General features: G+C 37.4%; 16 protein-coding genes and 1 pseudogene. 11 read left to right on the top strand and 6 right to left on the bottom strand.

Features of this window, described 5'->3' with window-relative positions; all coding sequences use genetic code 11:
• The first annotated feature begins 185 nt into the window (after window positions 1–185).
• Both ACUN8G_RS09940 and ACUN8G_RS09935 read left to right on the top strand, forming a co-directional pair.
• Window positions 186–1,667, top strand: a complete 1,482-nt coding sequence (locus ACUN8G_RS09940; protein WP_437346922.1) for a M64 family metallopeptidase — start codon at window positions 186–188, stop codon at window positions 1,665–1,667.
• A 51-nt stretch (window positions 1,668–1,718) separates the two neighbouring features.
• On the top strand, window positions 1,719–2,240 hold the full coding sequence (locus ACUN8G_RS09935; protein WP_437346921.1) for a type 1 glutamine amidotransferase domain-containing protein: 522 nt from the start codon (window positions 1,719–1,721) through the stop codon (window positions 2,238–2,240).
• Between the two features lie 2 nt (window positions 2,241–2,242).
• Here ACUN8G_RS09935 and ACUN8G_RS09930 read toward each other — a convergent pair whose 3' ends face one another.
• A complete protein-coding gene (locus ACUN8G_RS09930) occupies window positions 2,243–3,199 on the bottom strand; it encodes a pyridoxal-phosphate dependent enzyme (protein ID WP_437346920.1) in 957 nt (318 codons plus the stop codon).
• A gap of 102 nt (window positions 3,200–3,301) precedes the next feature.
• Between ACUN8G_RS09930 and ACUN8G_RS09925 the strand changes: the two genes are divergently transcribed.
• Window positions 3,302–3,619, top strand: a complete 318-nt coding sequence (locus ACUN8G_RS09925; protein ID WP_437346919.1) for a hypothetical protein — start codon at window positions 3,302–3,304, stop codon at window positions 3,617–3,619.
• A 59-nt stretch (window positions 3,620–3,678) separates the two neighbouring features.
• On the opposite strand, the gene ACUN8G_RS09920 is transcribed toward ACUN8G_RS09925, so the two are convergent.
• Complete coding sequence (locus ACUN8G_RS09920; protein ID WP_437346918.1) at window positions 3,679–3,786, bottom strand: TetR/AcrR family transcriptional regulator; 108 nt, start codon at window positions 3,784–3,786, stop codon at window positions 3,679–3,681.
• A 94-nt stretch (window positions 3,787–3,880) separates the two neighbouring features.
• On the opposite strand from ACUN8G_RS09920, the gene ACUN8G_RS09915 reads away from it, so the two are divergent.
• The 4 genes from ACUN8G_RS09915 to ACUN8G_RS09900 are packed head-to-tail and all read left to right on the top strand — an operon-like array spanning window position 3,881 to window position 6,904.
• Entirely contained in the window at window positions 3,881–4,756 is an 876-nt protein-coding gene (locus tag ACUN8G_RS09915) for an SPFH domain-containing protein (protein WP_437346917.1), read from the top strand.
• 6 nt (window positions 4,757–4,762) lie between these two features.
• Window positions 4,763–5,269: a hypothetical protein gene (locus ACUN8G_RS09910; protein WP_437346916.1), complete on the top strand. Its 507-nt coding sequence runs from the start codon at window positions 4,763–4,765 to the stop codon at window positions 5,267–5,269.
• Between the two features lies 1 nt (window position 5,270).
• Window positions 5,271–5,468, top strand: a complete 198-nt coding sequence (locus ACUN8G_RS09905) for a type II toxin-antitoxin system antitoxin (RefSeq protein ID WP_437346915.1) — start codon at window positions 5,271–5,273, stop codon at window positions 5,466–5,468.
• An 8-nt stretch (window positions 5,469–5,476) separates the two neighbouring features.
• Window positions 5,477–6,904 carry an alpha/beta hydrolase family protein gene (locus ACUN8G_RS09900; RefSeq protein ID WP_437346914.1) on the top strand — a complete coding sequence of 476 codons (1,428 nt, stop codon included), beginning with the start codon at window positions 5,477–5,479 and terminating at the stop codon, window positions 6,902–6,904.
• Between the two features lie 26 nt (window positions 6,905–6,930).
• On the opposite strand, the gene ACUN8G_RS09895 is transcribed toward ACUN8G_RS09900, so the two are convergent.
• From ACUN8G_RS09895 to ACUN8G_RS09880, 4 genes are read right to left on the bottom strand one after another with little or no spacing between them, the layout of a single operon-like run.
• Window positions 6,931–8,133, bottom strand: a complete 1,203-nt coding sequence (locus tag ACUN8G_RS09895) for an alginate export family protein (RefSeq protein WP_437346913.1) — start codon at window positions 8,131–8,133, stop codon at window positions 6,931–6,933.
• 60 nt (window positions 8,134–8,193) lie between these two features.
• Window positions 8,194–9,690, bottom strand: a complete 1,497-nt coding sequence (gene nrfA, locus ACUN8G_RS09890) for an ammonia-forming cytochrome c nitrite reductase (protein ID WP_437346912.1) — start codon at window positions 9,688–9,690, stop codon at window positions 8,194–8,196.
• A gap of 14 nt (window positions 9,691–9,704) precedes the next feature.
• A complete protein-coding gene (gene nrfH / locus ACUN8G_RS09885) occupies window positions 9,705–10,313 on the bottom strand; it encodes a cytochrome c nitrite reductase small subunit (RefSeq protein WP_437346911.1) in 609 nt (202 codons plus the stop codon).
• A complete protein-coding gene (locus tag ACUN8G_RS09880) occupies window positions 10,310–11,404 on the bottom strand; it encodes a 4Fe-4S binding protein (protein ID WP_437346910.1) in 1,095 nt (364 codons plus the stop codon). The genes nrfH and ACUN8G_RS09880 overlap by 4 nt, the downstream gene beginning before the upstream one ends.
• A gap of 159 nt (window positions 11,405–11,563) precedes the next feature.
• Here ACUN8G_RS09880 and ACUN8G_RS09875 point away from each other — a divergent pair, with 159 nt between their 5' ends.
• From ACUN8G_RS09875 to nosZ, 4 genes and pseudogenes are all read left to right on the top strand, one after another.
• Complete coding sequence (locus ACUN8G_RS09875) at window positions 11,564–11,968, top strand: RrF2 family transcriptional regulator (protein WP_437346909.1); 405 nt, start codon at window positions 11,564–11,566, stop codon at window positions 11,966–11,968.
• A gap of 49 nt (window positions 11,969–12,017) precedes the next feature.
• Window positions 12,018–12,752 (top strand): iron-sulfur cluster repair di-iron protein, encoded by a 735-nt coding sequence (ric, locus tag ACUN8G_RS09870; RefSeq protein ID WP_437346908.1) that lies wholly within the window; start codon window positions 12,018–12,020, stop codon window positions 12,750–12,752.
• Window positions 12,753–12,765: 13 nt separating this feature from the next.
• A complete protein-coding gene (locus tag ACUN8G_RS09865) occupies window positions 12,766–13,227 on the top strand; it encodes a c-type cytochrome (protein ID WP_437346907.1) in 462 nt (153 codons plus the stop codon).
• Between the two features lie 16 nt (window positions 13,228–13,243).
• A pseudogene (gene nosZ / locus ACUN8G_RS09860) lies at window positions 13,244–15,187 on the top strand (Sec-dependent nitrous-oxide reductase).
• Window positions 15,188–15,200: the final 13 nt, after the last annotated feature.

The raw sequence follows: 15,200 nt of genomic DNA, 5'->3' as shown, positions 1-15,200 counted from the left end.
TGGGTAAACAAATCGATATTATTAATCTTATTGCTGCGCATCTTTTCCTCTTTTTTGTTTATTCTCTTACAACGCTTTTCATTAAAAAGTTTTTAAATTCTGGATAATTTTTCAGAGGTTTCTTTTACATAAATTTTTCCAATAATTTAATAAACGTATTTTTACGAAAAAAAAGGAAAACCAACATGAGAAAAGTTTTAACTGCATTAGTATTCATGATTATGTTATTCAATGTTATCAAAGCACAAAGTGAATTCGAAAAGTTTTTTGAAGACAAAACTATGCGAATCGACTACTATCATACCGGTGATTCAGAACGGGAATTTGTGAGCATCGACCGTATTTATATCTACGGTATCTGGGCGGGCAGCAAATTAAATCTGATTGACGAGTTTAACAACGGGGCATACTATTACAAAATTTACGATGCAAACGACGGCAGATTGCTCTATTCGAAGGGCTTCGACAGCTATTTTAAAGAATACCAGACTACCGATGATGCAGCCTCGGGAATTTTGCGTACGTACCACGAAAGTGCAATTATTCCGGCGCCGAAAAACAAAATTAAATTCGTTCTCGAAAAACGCGATCGATCAAACCAGCTCAAAGAAATATTCAGTACACTAATAGATCCCGACGATGTTACAGTAATAAGAAAAGAATTCTTCGATAGCCAGGCTAAAATTATTAAATCCCACATTGCAAAAGATCCCCATGAATGTCTGGATATTTTGATCTTGGGCGACGGCTACACTAAAGACGAAGAAGAAAAATTTCAAAAAGATCTAAAGCGCTATACAGATTTGATAATGAATTTTTCTCCTTACAATCAATTTAAAGATAAGATCAACTTTACTGGGATTTACAGAGCATCCGAGGAAAGTGGCATCGACGAGCCTGATGCCGGTCAATTCAAAAATAACTTACTCGGCACAACATTTTATTCTCTTGGCTCCGAAAGATATGTATTGACAGAAGACAATAAAACAATGAGGGACCTGGCCGCTCTTGTTCCATATGATGCTATTTATATTATGTGTAACACAGAAAGATACGGTGGGGGTGGTATCTATAATTTTTATTGTACTTTTACATCCGACAACCAATTCAGCGATTATATCTTTCTTCATGAATTCGGACATTCCTTCGGAGGACTTGCCGACGAATATTATACAAATTCGGTAGCATACAACGAATTCTACCCAAAAGATTTGGAGCCTGTCGAACCGAATATAACCCGTCTGCTCGACAAAGAAAATTTGAAGTGGAAATCTCTTGTCACTGCAGGAATCGAATTGCCCACCCCATGGGAAAAAGAAGAATTTGATAAGATGGATTTAAAATGGCAAAAGGAACGCGCTGAGTTAAACAAAAAAATTGCTCAATTAAAGAAAATAAAGGCTCCCGAAAGTGAAATAAAAAAATTGCAGGAAGAATATAATCGGAAGGATAAAGAACACAGTGCTGAAGTTGATCGTTACTTGAGAAACTCAAAATACTGGAATAAAGTTGGTGCATTCGAAGGAGCGGGCTATTCATCAGAAGGAATGTATCGACCAATGCTCGATTGTTTGATGTTTTCTAAAGGCGCTAAACCTTTCTGTAGAGTTTGTGAAGAACATATCAAAAAAGTAATTGGATTTTATACGAACGGCATTGTGAAATGAACTTTTATTAATTGTGCGCGATTTAACAATAATAATTCGAAAGGAAAAATTATGTTGATAGGAAAAAAGATTTTAATGTTTGTCGATGATATTTACGAAGACCTCGAATTGTGGTATCCAAAACTTCGGATGATAGAAGAAGGTGCAGAAGTGGTTGTGGCAGGGCCAGAAGCTGGTAAAACGTACCGAGGCAAAAACGGTTATCCGTGCAAAGCTGACGTATCTTACTACGATGTTGAAGAAACCGATTTTGACGGACTGATCATTCCAGGTGGTTTTGCACCAGATAAACTGAGGCGTGTAGAAAAAGTGATTAGTTTAACGCAACATTTTCATCAAAAGGGAAAACTTGTGGCGCATATCTGTCATGCCGGCTGGATTCCAATTTCTGCAAAAATTATGAAGGGTTTTAGATGCACTTCTACCGTCGGTATTAAAGACGATCTTGAAAATGCAGGCGCTATCTGGGTCGACGAGCCGGTTGTGGTTGACAGAAATATGATATCGAGCCGAAGGCCGGACGACCTCCCTGCATTTTGTAAGGCAATTATCGAATTTATGAACAAGAAATAAAATTATGAATTCCACGGGAGGCGATTCAGATCTAAATTGCCCCCCGACAAAATGCAAACCACTTTTTTACGTTCGAAAAACATTTGATTTTCCCGTATCGCTGCAAGAGTTATTGCAGCCGAAGGTTCGACTATTATTTTCATCCTTTCCCAGATTAGTCTCATCGATTCTATTACAGATTGATCGCTGCAGGTGAATATCCTGTCGACATTATTTCTTATTATATTAAAAGTCCTGTCGCTCAGTTGAGTTAATAAGCCGTCGCAAATTGTTTTCGGATTAACTGACGGATGAATAAATCCATCTCGAATTGAACGGAATGCATCGTCGGCTCCTTCCGGCTCGGCTCCAATTACTTTTGTAGACTTTGAGAAATACTTTGCAGAAAGTGATGTGCCGCTTAACAGGCCTCCACCTCCTACCGGTGCAATTATATAATCTGCATCTTTTACTTCGTCAAATACTTCGAAAGCGCAGGTTGCTTGTCCAGCTATTATCGAATAGTTATCGTATGGATGGATTAATGTTGCGCCAGTTTTAGAGATTACTTCCTCAACTTTTTCAATTCTTGATTTGAGAGTTGGTTGACAAAAGTAAATTTCTGCATTGTATGAGCGCACTGCATCCTTTTTTATTTGAGGTGCCGTTTCAGGCATAACGATATATGCCTTGCTGTTCAGTAGTTTGGCTGATAAAGCCAGTGCTGCTGCGTGATTGCCCGAAGAATGCGTCGCTACGCCCTTTTTTAATTCATCCCTGTTTAATGATCTCAAAGTGTAATATGCACCTCTAAATTTAAAGGCGCCAGCTTTCTGAAAATTTTCGCATTTGAATAAAATCGTGCATGCGAACATTGAATTTATAGCCGAAGAAGAAAGAATCGGAGTCCGGTGAGCTTTCTCCTTGATTATATTTGCAGCGTTAATAATATCTTCTTTCGATGGAATTTCCTTTAGCAAGCTTATCTCCTTTTTATATTCTGCCAGAAAAATCGCGAGTGCTTCTGTGCCATCTCAAATATCGATTTGTCGATAGGAAGCACTGTCATCTTTTCAAGTCGAATGAAAAATAAAGGCGTCAGATATTCTTCAGTAAGCAGCTCAACTTCGTTTTCAATTAAATTGTTCTTCTTCATTTCTGTCAGAATTAATTTAACTATTTTTCTTGTCTCTTCGAAAAGAATTGATATTGAAATTTTCAGTCCATCAATATTCCTGAAATGTTCGGAGAGAATAAGCCGTGTAAATTGTACTTCTTCGGGCGAAGACCACTTCTTTAGCAGCTCTTCGGAAAAGTCTACAAAGAAATCGACAGGCTCAGATAATTTGTCGAGCAGTTCTTCATTGAGTATTTCTCTTGCTGAATTGAGAGCAGAATAATTTTTAATTAGCTCGGTTAATATTTCGTCTTTGGAGCGGAAATGGTTATAAATGGAGCTCTACCTTATGCCTGCTTCTGCTGCAATTTGTCTGACAGATGTGGCAGCAAATCCATAATCAGAAAACAATTTTAATGATACAGAAATTATTTTTTCGCGTGTTTTCATAATACGAACGTTCGTTAGTATAAATATAATGATTTTTTATTTGACTTCAAGATATTGATATGATATCTTTGTGATATCATTTTAAGGAGGGAATATGGAAAAAGTAGTCGAAAAAAACGGATTTAAAATTAATGGTTATTTAATGGTTTTAATTTATCTGGCTTTATTGTTAATTACTTTGTTAGTAATTGGAAGTTATGCCAGACATCCAGAAGAAGAAAAACTTTTAGCATTCATTTTGTTGGCAATTGTTGATGTGATTTATCCATTGGGATTTATTATTATTCAGCCGAACGAATCGAAGGTACTGATTTTGTTCGGGAAATATACCGGTACAGTAAAAAATTCGGGCTTCTGGTGGGTAAATCCATTGTCTGTAAAAAAGAAAGTATCGCTGAGGATTCACAATTTTAACAGCGACGTTATAAAAGTGAATGACCTCGACGGAAATCCAATTGAAATTGCAGCGGTAATTGTATGGCGGGTTGTCGACTCGGCACGCGCCATTTTCGACGTCCAGAATTACGAACAATTCGTTGCAATACAGAGCGAGACCGCCATAAGAACTCTGGCAACCGAATATTCATACGACAGCGGCGATGAAAATATAATGTCCTTGCGCACGAGTCAAAACGAAATTTCCGAACGATTAAAGACTCATATACAACAGCGACTCGAAATTGCGGGGGTAGAAATTCTCGAAGCACGAATAAGCCACCTGGCATATGCACCTGAAATTGCACAGGCAATGCTCCGCCGTCAGCAGGCTCAAGCAGTTGTTGCAGCTCGCCAGAAAATTGTCGAAGGTGCCGTCGGTATGGTCGATATGGCTCTTAAAACTCTGAGCCAGCAACAGATAGTACAACTCGACGAAGATAAAAAAGCAACAATGGTTAACAATTTGATGGTAGCCCTTGTATCAGAAGTGCAGGCTCAACCTGTCATTAATACGGGAACACTCTATCAATAAAAAATTATGACGAAAAAAGAATATAAATTTGAAAAAGGAATGCGCTTTACCGTTAATCAGCAGTCGGTTATTAATAGAAATCTTGAAATTAAACTTGAAGAAGAATTAATAGCAGGGCTCAAAAGAACGGGTTTTCTTAAGAACAATTTTCTGTTAGAAGGAAAATGGGGCGAGTGGGAGTTTTACAGGGAAAGTATCTGGAAAAGTGACATCTCTATTCGACCATATGGCTTTGATTTGCCAACGGCTTTTTTTTATAAAGAATTTTTTAAGAATAAAGGTACTCTCAAATTACCAATGGGTCTTCACTTTTCTATCGCATTGAATCCATTCAAAAAGTATGATGAACTGTTTTATGGTAATGACAAATTGGTTTTATATAAACAAAACATTAGTCTTAAAAGCAAGAGCATTGATATAATAATTACAAATGCAAGCGAAAAGATTAATAAGAATCCGTGGGTTGTAGCATTTCCTGTTTATCTAATTCATGCATTTAAAAGTAATTTTTAATATGGCAGACAAAAAGAAATTTTTACTTCGTATAGACGAAAAAATTTATGAAGCTTTAGAAAAATGGGCGGCAGACGATTTAAGAAGCATCAATGCACAAATTGAATTTCTTCTGAAAGAAGCATTACGAAAGAATAATCGTCTTAAGGAAATTAGCAATAATAATGAAGCAATTACTGATACAAAAACAGAAAAATAGAAGGGTTTATGAAAAAAATATTATTTGCATTGATGATGTGCTATTGCGGATTAAATGCACAATTCGAAAATATCAATTATGATTCGTACTGGCAGGGTAAACTGAATTTCGGTCAAACAGCTCTTAACGTAGTCCTGAAAATTTTTGCAACCAAAGAAGGAAAGCTTGCTGCACATCTGGATAGCCCAAATCAGGGCGTGGTAAATATGCAGGTTACAGAAATATACATAAGCAGCGATAGTCTTAAATTTTCGGTTGCATCAATAGGTGCGTCGTTCAAAGGGGCATTCGAAAAAGAAGGAAAAAAAATAACAGGAATTTTCAGTCAGTCTGGTTATAATCTTCCCTTGATACTTGAAAAAACTGAAGGAATAGCCGAATTAAGACGACCACAGAATCCTGAAAGACCATTTCCTTATATTGAAGAGGAAGTAACATTTTTAAACCCTTACGACGATATTAAATTAGTAGGAACATTAACATTGCCTTCCGGAAAAGGTAAATTCCCTGCGATTGTTTTAATTTCCGGTTCCGGACCGCAGGACAGAGACGAAACAATTTTCAGTCATAAACCTTTTTTAATTATTGCCGATTATCTTACACGAAATGGTATTGCAGCATTGAGATATGACGATCGCGGCGTGAATAAATCCGGTGGTAATTTTTACACAGCTACAACTGAAGATTTTATGAAAGATGCAGTTGCTGCAGTCGAATATCTCAAAACAAGGAACGAAATTGACCACGAAAAGATCGGATTGGTTGGTCACAGCGAAGGAGGTTTAATTGCTCCAATGGTTGCTGCTTCTTCTGATGATGTCAAATTTCTTGTGCTGCTCGCTCCTCCTGGAATTCCGGGTAAGGATTTGATTCCGCTTCAAACTGAATTAATAATGAAAACCCAGGGTATCGACAGTCTTACAATTTCCCGCACAGTTTCAGAAATGAAAATTGTTTTTGAAATTATTACTAATAACTCAGACAGCTTAGTTGTTTACAATAAATTGAAGGAATTATACCAGAAAGAGATTGAAGCGTTGCCGGAAGAGGTGAAAAAGAAACCCGAATACAGTTTCGACGAATTTGATCGAAAAGCAAAGAACTATTTGAGTCCCTGGTTCAGGTTTTTCTTAAAATACGATCCAGCGTGGGCACTTGAAAATGTAAAGATTCCTATTCTTGCACTTTGGGGCAGTAAAGACCTTCAAGTTCCTGCAAGAGAAAATATGACGGCACTAATAAAAGCGCTGGAAGCTGCTGGCAATAAACAATTTAAAACCGTCGTGTGCGACGATTTGAATCATCTTTTTCAAAAATCGATAACTGGTCTGCCACTTGAATATGGTTCTATAGAAGAGACAATTTATATGCCCGCGCTTGAGATGATAAAAGATTGGATTAAAAAAACTGTAAATCAATCCGCCGGGTTGAAGTGAACATTCCGGCGGTCTTAAAAATGAAATTATAAATTAACAGTAGCCATTAGATAATACCACGAAGATAAATCATTGCCACGCAATCTTTCGAATATCTTGCTAGGATTAAACAGAGAAGCACCTGCCTGAAAATCGACATATTCATTGTATTTATAATTAAACGTCAAATCTGCTTCAGAACCGAATTCGTTGGAAGTCCCGCCCGAATAAACATAATCTTCGACAGAGCGAAAAATGTGGTAATTAAAGGCAATGCTTAGAGCCCTTATTGGTTGGATGCTACATTTAACTGCTATATCAAGTATTCCAAGATTATATGTATCGTTGTTCAGGTTGACAAAGTAGTCCATGAAACCGAAAAATTTATGTCCGGTTGGATAGACTGAGGTATACGCTTTGTATTCGTTGTCGAGAGGATTGTCGTCTCCACTTGCATAGTCTAATTGAAATCCGAGAGATGGTTTTAATGAATGACTAAAATTATAATTCGTGTTGATCGAAAAAGTCATCGCATTAAGATCTTGTTCTCTGCCGTTTACAAGTGCAGAGCCTGTCTGGAATCCGAAATCAATTTCATGTTGAAAATTTTTCAGGTTACCAGCAATATAGAATCCAAGAGTTGCCCTGTCGAGATAATTTGTTGGATTAACTCTCTGCCAGATCACAAAGGGTTGAATTTTGTACGATTCGAAAAGAAACAAATCGGTCATCAATGCATAAATATTCTGATCAAGAGAGTCGCCTACGTTGAATTTCTCGAACTCTCTTACAGCTATTAAATCTGCATTAAGTAGAGAGCTTTTGAAGGTTAATACGCCGCCGTCAAACGAACGACCAACATTATGCCAGTCGACAGGTCCTAAAAATCTTTCCGAGCCATATTTTAATTCCATTCTGCCGACTTTAATGTCAACCGGTAAATCGAAAAAGTTATTAATTTTGAAATAAGCTTGGTGAAGATCAAGATTGTTTGAATTACTCAATGTTGAGATTTCTTCTCCAAAAATTCTGGAGTCTTGCAATTGAATGTAAGCACTCATGTCCTTGGAAACATTGAATTTCAGTCCAAGTCGCGTTCTCAATGCTGTAAAAGTATTTGGATTTGTAGACGAATTGAAATCTTTGTTGTCAATTTCAAAGCGTGGACGTAACTGGAAATCGAGTTTGTAAATACTTTGAGCATTTAGGATGATAGGAAGCGCAAGAAGTAGTGATAGAATTTTTTTCATGTTAATGCTCCTCAATTTTGATGAATTGATAAAAGAGCGGATAAGTCCGCTCTTCATAAATTAGTATTTCTTTAAAGTTCCCTGTCGTTTTTTAGCTTCGCTATCCCACTTAACTGCTGTGGTTTTCAGAAATTCTTTTTTGTCTGCTTCGAGTGCATTGATGTCGAGACCGATATATTTTTGTGCTTTTTCTTTTGTTGAGATGTCGGGTAATTCAACCGGATAGTTCACGCCGTGTTTAATCAGAACAGCAGCAATTTCTCTGCGAGCTTCTTCGGCTTTTTGAATTGCAGTCCCAAGAACTCTTAGTGCTTCAACAGGCGAATGGAAACCCATTGCGTTTGCAGCTGCAGTCCAGTCCCATCTCCATTGTGCGTGCCTGATAAGTTTGAGAGCCTTCTTCATTTCCGATTCGGTTGCTCCGTTATCCCATGCAATTTTAGCCTCAATGTGTGCAGCTGCAAGGGCTTTCTCGGCATATCTTCTTAATTCGTGAATTCTGTCCTGGCGGTCGTAAACATTTTTAATCAAACTTTCGGTTTTTTCCCTGTGGCATACCTGACAGGAATTTTCCACATTGTTTAAAGGACTTTGAATGTGGTGGTCTGTAAATTTAACTCCTCCTTCGGTTTTGTAAGGCATATGGCAATCGGCGCATGAAACACCTCTTTCGGCATGAATACCTGTCATATAAAGCTCGTAATCGGGGTGTTGTGCTTTCAACATCGGTGCCTTACTAAGTGCATGTGTCCAGTCGGAAAATTCGATTTCATCATAGTATTTTTCCATATCGTCCACACTGAATCCTTTATCCCACGGAAATGTCAGATACTGTGCGCCTTCCACTTTTGTTTTGTCAAAATAGTATTCAACATGACATTGAGCGCACACAAGCGAACGCATCTCGTTGTGACTAAAGCTTTTGATGTCTTTGCCCTGGCGTTGGAAAGCTTCGATAAGAGCTGGTCTTGTAATTCTTAAATCCATAGTTTTTGGATCGTGGCAATCCTGGCAACCAATTGGATTTACGAATTCATGTCCTTTTTCGATCCAGCTCCCTTTATAAAACTCGGCAACTCCATCTCTTGCCATAACACGCGGTACATCAGTACTTTTACATGTCCAGCAAGTCGAGGGCATCGGACTGACTTTATTACCGCCGGTACGCAATGTATTGCGAATATCTTTAATTGCGTAGGCATGTCCTCTTGGAGTTTCATAATCTTTTGAGAAACTATAACCCGCCCACATAATTACAAGCTCGGGTGATAATTCGAGATAATCGCGCGTAACGGATCCGGCGTATTTGCTGGCAAAATTTGTATCGAGTGTCTTTAGATAAGTTTCATATTCACGTGGGTAATTTTCTCCCCATACTTCATTGCGGGGCTCCCACTCCGCTATCGGCTTTACTACTTGCAGAGTGAACGATTCGCTTCTCCTTTCGATTATAGAAGAAGCAAAAAGTCCAATAAAAAATACTACAACAACGGTTGCAAAAAAGATTAACCATGCTACCCATGGTTTTGCTTTGATTATTTCCTGAATTGGTCTCATTTTGTTCCCCGTTTTTATTTTATAATTTCTTTTTCATTAAAAATCCATTCGGCGACAGGTTTTAATTTTGGTACGCGCGCATAAGGTGTAGACGAAAGGCTGTGTATCTTGCCATGAGGAGTTTCCCGATGGCATTCCCAACAGTATCGCTCTGTCTGGTCGGCAACGCTTCGGTTATTGATAGCTCTCAGGGCAATTGGATGAATTTGATTAGTATGACACCGAATACAATTTTCCTGAACGGCATTTTTACCCGCTTCTTTTATTTGAATAACCTGTGGTTCCATTCTAAGAGTAAAAATTGTAGCATGTCGTAAACCGTCGTTTGCTTTGAACCAGAGTTTTTCAAAAATATTTTCTTGAGGCACATGACAATCGTTGCACGTCGCAACCCTTGCGTGACTTCCTCTTTGCCAGGTAGCATATTCGGGATTCATAACGTGGCAATTGACACATACTTTTGGGTCGTCAGATAAATATGATATCGCGTTGGAAACATAAAGAATATGAAAACCAAGCCCTGTCAGTATACCAAGTAATAAAATTACCGGAAACTTCCAACTGTCTGGTGGACTCAATATCTCGATAATTTTTTTAAAAAACGACTTTCTTTCGGCGTTCATTTATCTGCTCCACTTTCTGATTCTTTATTTAGTTTTTCAATGTCTGCAGTACTTGTAGGGTGACCTAAATTTTCGATTTGTTCGTGAAGAATAATATATTCCTTTCGAGAAATATTATTTTTCCAGTGCCCAGTAAGAAATCCAATTCCAGTAATGGCAATATATGTACTAATAATGGCTATTACCACTAATTTTTTAGAAATTTTTTTGTTAACTATTTTTGTTTCTACAAACAAAGTGTCCGCAACTGGACATGCGTCTATGCAATTCATGCACATCGAACATTCATCCGAACGGACAGTATCAACCTTGTCGACTTTAATAAAAGAAGGACATGCTTTTGCGCATAATCCACAATCGATACAACTTTTGGCTTCTCTTTTTATTTTAAGAGGGCTCAAGAATGAAACTAACCCTAGCAAGGCTCCATAAGGACAGAGATATCTGCACCAGAAATTCCTTATAAATATCGATAGTATAAACAAAAGAGCAATTACGATTAACGAGAATCTACTTATATGGGCGAAGAAGTAGTACATTTTTACGTCGGCCATAAGATTGTAAGGGCTGTCGAGAAACGACTTGAGTGCAGTGATAGTCATAGAAAAAAAGATGGCATAAACAAAAAAGCCGAGTAGTAGATATTTTAGTGAACGAAGAGGGTAGTCGATGAATTTTGGTAATTTAATGCGTCTTTTGAATAATTTGTACCATATTTTTTCGCCAAATTCTCCGATTGTCTCAGAAAGGAAACCAATCGGGCAAAGCCAGCTGCAAAATGATTTACCGGCAATTAATGAGACTCCAACAATGGCAAGAAATATAAAAAATCCAGCAGGGTGTGCAGGATGAATTTCACCTGTTACGAAAAAATAATAAACACTCATTAAAGCACTAATTGGAAGAAAGCCCTCAACTCCAGGAGGTCGATACGACACGAGATCTGGATTGCCATATTCGAGAGACTTTACGAATAATGTAAACTCAATTCCGATCCAGATGCATAGTAGTGCAAAGAGTGCTTGAATGGCAAATCTATATTTTTGAATTGCTTTTTCGGTGTTCCGTATTATTTTATTTTTTCCTTTCATTGGGAGCCTTTCAATATGTAAACAGACTATAAATTCCGATAATAAAATTATAGTTTGTATCAGGAATAGTCAAATTAAATCATAATAAAATAGATATTTTATCCTTGACATAAAGAAAATAAGTGAATATATTTAAACAGAATTAATAATCTGATTAAAATGTTATTAAACAATAAAATAAAATACGGAATTAAAGTGTTGTTCTTTTTTACAGAAACTGGGGAAAATATATTGTATACGGCGAAGGAAATAGCAAAAAGACTTAATATCCCCAAAGAATTCATTTCAAAAATAATGCAGAGCCTGGCTCACGAGGGAATATTAAATTCAAAAAAAGGTAAGGGCGGGGGGTTTTATCTAGCTGTAAATCCTTCAGAATTAAGCTTTGAAAGGGTTTTTCGAGTGCTCGGTTATGATGAAAATATAAGCGATTGTATCTTTGAAATGAAAGACACCTGCAAACGTAATATTTGTCCTTTTTGTAACAATTGGAAAACTTTTTTAAAAGAGTTTAACGAAGCATTGAGAAACTATTCGATAAGCGGTAACGAAGTGAGTAAATAAAATTTTTTATTTTATAATCGGACACAATATACTTAATTAAGGAGGCTTTATGATAAATAAACTATTAGATTCCCCTGTCGGAGATATTGTAAAAGAAAATATTCAAGTTGCCGATCTTTTTGAAAAATATTCGATTGATTATTGTTGTGGTGGCAGTAAACTATTAAAAGATGCTTTGGATGAAAAGAAAATTGACCATAACGCTTTTCTTCATGAATTAAAAAATTATGTTAATAAAAAAACGCAGCAATCTGATAACTATAATGATCTTGAACTCGACACACTTTGCGAGGTTATTGTAAATAAACATCATAACTATATACGATCGTCAGTGCCTGAAATTGAAAGTTTGCTATTAAAAGTAATAAATGCACATGGTGGCAAATACCCGTTTCTTGAAATTATAAACAATCTGTTTGCTGAACTCTCGAAAGAACTAATGAGCCATCTGCTTAAAGAGGAGCGAGTATTATTTCCTCTTATACGTTACTTAGTGAATACAAAAAAAGCGGGTGAAAAACCGAAAACAAAAGGTTACGGTACGATAAAAAATCCAATCTCTCAAATGATTCGCGAGCATGACAACGCAGGTAACATAATTGAAAATATCGCTACCACAACGAGTGGCTATAACCTGCCAAAAGATGCGTGCGTTACTTTTTCTCTTCTTTATGAAAAATTAAAAGAGTTTGAAAAAGATTTACACATTCATGTTCATCTGGAAAATAATATTTTATTCACCAGAGCCATTGAACTGGAAAATTCAATAATAAACAAGGAGTAAAAAATGAAAAAAAATGATTTTTGCATTCATAATGTATTTTTTATTGGTTTTTACATATTGCAGCTCAGAAGAAGGCGACAAGACAAATAGAAATGTGAACGAAAAACTGGCCGCAAAATTTGGGCTGACGGTCTTTGAATACGAAAACGGTATCGGTCCAATTAAGGAAAAAATCAATATACCAGAGCAAATCAATCAGATAATGGCAGAAAGCGGAAAGGAAATATTTGAAGCAAAATGTACTCAGTGTCATAAATTAAACGAGCGATATACAGGTCCAGCCTTGGGAGATGTTACCCAAAGGCGCTCACCGGAATATATAATGAATATGATCCTAAATCCAACTGAAATGACGCAGAAACATCCCGAAGCTAAGAAGCTACTTGGGTTGTATGCGACTCAGATGACGTTCCAGAATGTAACCCAAGAAGATGCAAGAAAGATTCTTGAATATCTACGCTCCGTTTCAAATTAATTCATAGGAGAGAGCTATGAAATCACAAAAAAAATTATCCTTTTTTCTTTTAATGATTATAATAGCAGTTGTTCTTAACAATTGTACCCCCTCGAATAAGGGAGGCGATTTTGACGGGGCGGCTTCGAAAGTTTATGTTGCGCCGGGAAAATATGACGAATTTTATGCTTTTATGTCGGGGGGATTTAACGGACAATTGTCTGTTTATGGATTACCTTCTGGCAGACTTTTTAAGATTATAAGCGTTTTTTCGCAGAATCCTGAAACCGGATACGGATTTTCTGAAGAAACAAAACCAATGCTAATGACTTCATACGGTTTTATTCCCTGGGACGATGCACATCATCCAGAATTATCTCAAACAAACGGCGTTCCCGACGGCAGATGGATTTTTATTAACGCTAACAATACGACCAGAGTGGCAAGAATAGATCTGTCGTCTTTTGAAACGTCGGAAATTATCGAAATTCCCAATTCTGCCGGAAATCATGGGTCGCCATTCGTTACTGAAAATACAGAGTATCTAATTGCCTCTACGCGCTTTAGCGTTCCAGTTCCAAATAGAGATGTGGCTATCAATACGTACAAAGAAAACTTTAAAGGGACACTTTCTTTTATTAAAGTCGACCCCGAAAAAGGTAATATGGATATTGCATTTCAGATTCTCGTCCCCGGTTTTGATTATGACCTTGCGCATGCTGGCAAAGGTCCTTCTCACGGATGGGCTTTTTTTACTTCATATAATAGCGAGCAGGCAAATACACTTCTTGAAATAAACGCTTCGCAAAACGACAAGGACTTTATTGCCGCTGTAAATTGGAAACTTGCGGAAAAATATCTTGCAGAAGGGAAAGCTCAAAAAGTTAGTACGGAGTACTACCATAACTATTTCGATGAAGAGAAACAGCATGCTTTTTCGGAGAAAAAATCGAGCGTATATGTTCTGAATCCCAAAGATTGTCCTGATCTCATTTATTACTTGCCCACACCTAAATCGCCGCATGGCGTTGACGTTGATCCGAGTGGCGAATATATCGTTGCAGGAGGCAAACTTGCAACCGTAATTCCTGTTCATTCATTTTCGAAAATGCTTGAAGCAATAAAAAATAAAGAGTTCGATGGCGAAATTGACGGTATACCGATTCTTAAATATGAATCGGTTGTTGCCGGAGAGGTGGAAAACCCGGGATTAGGACCGCTCCATACTGAGTTCGACGGAAAAGGCTACGCTTATACTTCAGCATTTATTTCTTCTGAAATCGTTAAGTGGAAACTCGGTACCTGGGAAGTAGTTGACAGAATTCCGACTTATTACTCGATCGGTCATCTTATGATTCCGGGAGGAGATAGCAAGAAACCGTGGGGTAAATACGTCGTGGCTTTGAACAAAATTACTAAAGACAGATACCTGCCCACAGGTCCTGAACTGTGCTAGTCAGCTCAATTAATCGATATTTCAGGAGATAAAATGGAACTTCTGCTCGATTTCCCAACTGTCGGTGAACCGCATTATGCCCAGGCAATACCTGCTGATATTTTAGTGGAGAAAAACAAGAAAATTTATGAACTCGAGAAAAATTCCCATCCCAATAAAACGGCGAATGAAAAAGAAGCCAGAGTGGAAAGAAAGGGAAATGAAGTTCATATTTATATGACCGCTACAAGAACTCATTTTAAGCCGGATAATATAGAAGGTGTCAGGGTTGGTGATAAAGTTTATTTCCACATCACAAATCTTGAACAGGACTGGGACATACCGCATGGTTTCGCAGTGAAAGGACTGAACAACTCAGAACTGTTGATTATGCCCGGTCAAACAAAAACAATCGTATGGAATCCCAGACAAGCAGGCATATATCCCTTTTATTGCACCGATTTTTGCTCGGCTCTTCACCAGGAAATGCAGGGGTATATTAGAGTTTCGGGCGCGGGAAGCAATACTAAGTTAATCTATAATTAAAGTATTTAGGCGG

It is taken from the genome of Melioribacter sulfuriphilus, from assembly GCF_052656625.1.
The sequence above is the reverse complement of the archived record's forward strand: the minus strand, read 5'-3'. Positions and strand labels throughout refer to the sequence as shown.

Bases quoted from the DNA above. Each gene is read 5' to 3' on its own strand.
- ACUN8G_RS09940 (WP_437346922.1), top strand. From the start codon at position 186: ATGAGAAAAGTTTTAACTGCATTAGTATTCATGATTATGTTATTCAAT.
- ACUN8G_RS09935 (WP_437346921.1), top strand. From the start codon at position 1,719: ATGTTGATAGGAAAAAAGATTTTAATGTTTGTCGATGATATTTACGAA.
- ACUN8G_RS09925 (WP_437346919.1), top strand. From the start codon at position 3,302: ATGAAAAATAAAGGCGTCAGATATTCTTCAGTAAGCAGCTCAACTTCG.
- ACUN8G_RS09920 (WP_437346918.1), bottom strand. From the start codon at position 3,786: ATGAAAACACGCGAAAAAATAATTTCTGTATCATTAAAATTGTTTTCT.
- ACUN8G_RS09915 (WP_437346917.1), top strand. From the start codon at position 3,881: ATGGAAAAAGTAGTCGAAAAAAACGGATTTAAAATTAATGGTTATTTA.
- ACUN8G_RS09910 (WP_437346916.1), top strand. From the start codon at position 4,763: ATGACGAAAAAAGAATATAAATTTGAAAAAGGAATGCGCTTTACCGTT.
- ACUN8G_RS09905 (WP_437346915.1), top strand. From the start codon at position 5,271: ATGGCAGACAAAAAGAAATTTTTACTTCGTATAGACGAAAAAATTTAT.
- ACUN8G_RS09900 (WP_437346914.1), top strand. From the start codon at position 5,477: ATGAAAAAAATATTATTTGCATTGATGATGTGCTATTGCGGATTAAAT.
- ACUN8G_RS09895 (WP_437346913.1), bottom strand. From the start codon at position 8,133: ATGAAAAAAATTCTATCACTACTTCTTGCGCTTCCTATCATCCTAAAT.
- nrfA (WP_437346912.1), bottom strand. From the start codon at position 9,690: ATGAGACCAATTCAGGAAATAATCAAAGCAAAACCATGGGTAGCATGG.
- nrfH (WP_437346911.1), bottom strand. From the start codon at position 10,313: ATGAACGCCGAAAGAAAGTCGTTTTTTAAAAAAATTATCGAGATATTG.
- ACUN8G_RS09880 (WP_437346910.1), bottom strand. From the start codon at position 11,404: ATGAAAGGAAAAAATAAAATAATACGGAACACCGAAAAAGCAATTCAA.
- ACUN8G_RS09875 (WP_437346909.1), top strand. From the start codon at position 11,564: ATGTTATTAAACAATAAAATAAAATACGGAATTAAAGTGTTGTTCTTT.
- ric (WP_437346908.1), top strand. From the start codon at position 12,018: ATGATAAATAAACTATTAGATTCCCCTGTCGGAGATATTGTAAAAGAA.
- ACUN8G_RS09865 (WP_437346907.1), top strand. From the start codon at position 12,766: ATGATTTTTGCATTCATAATGTATTTTTTATTGGTTTTTACATATTGC.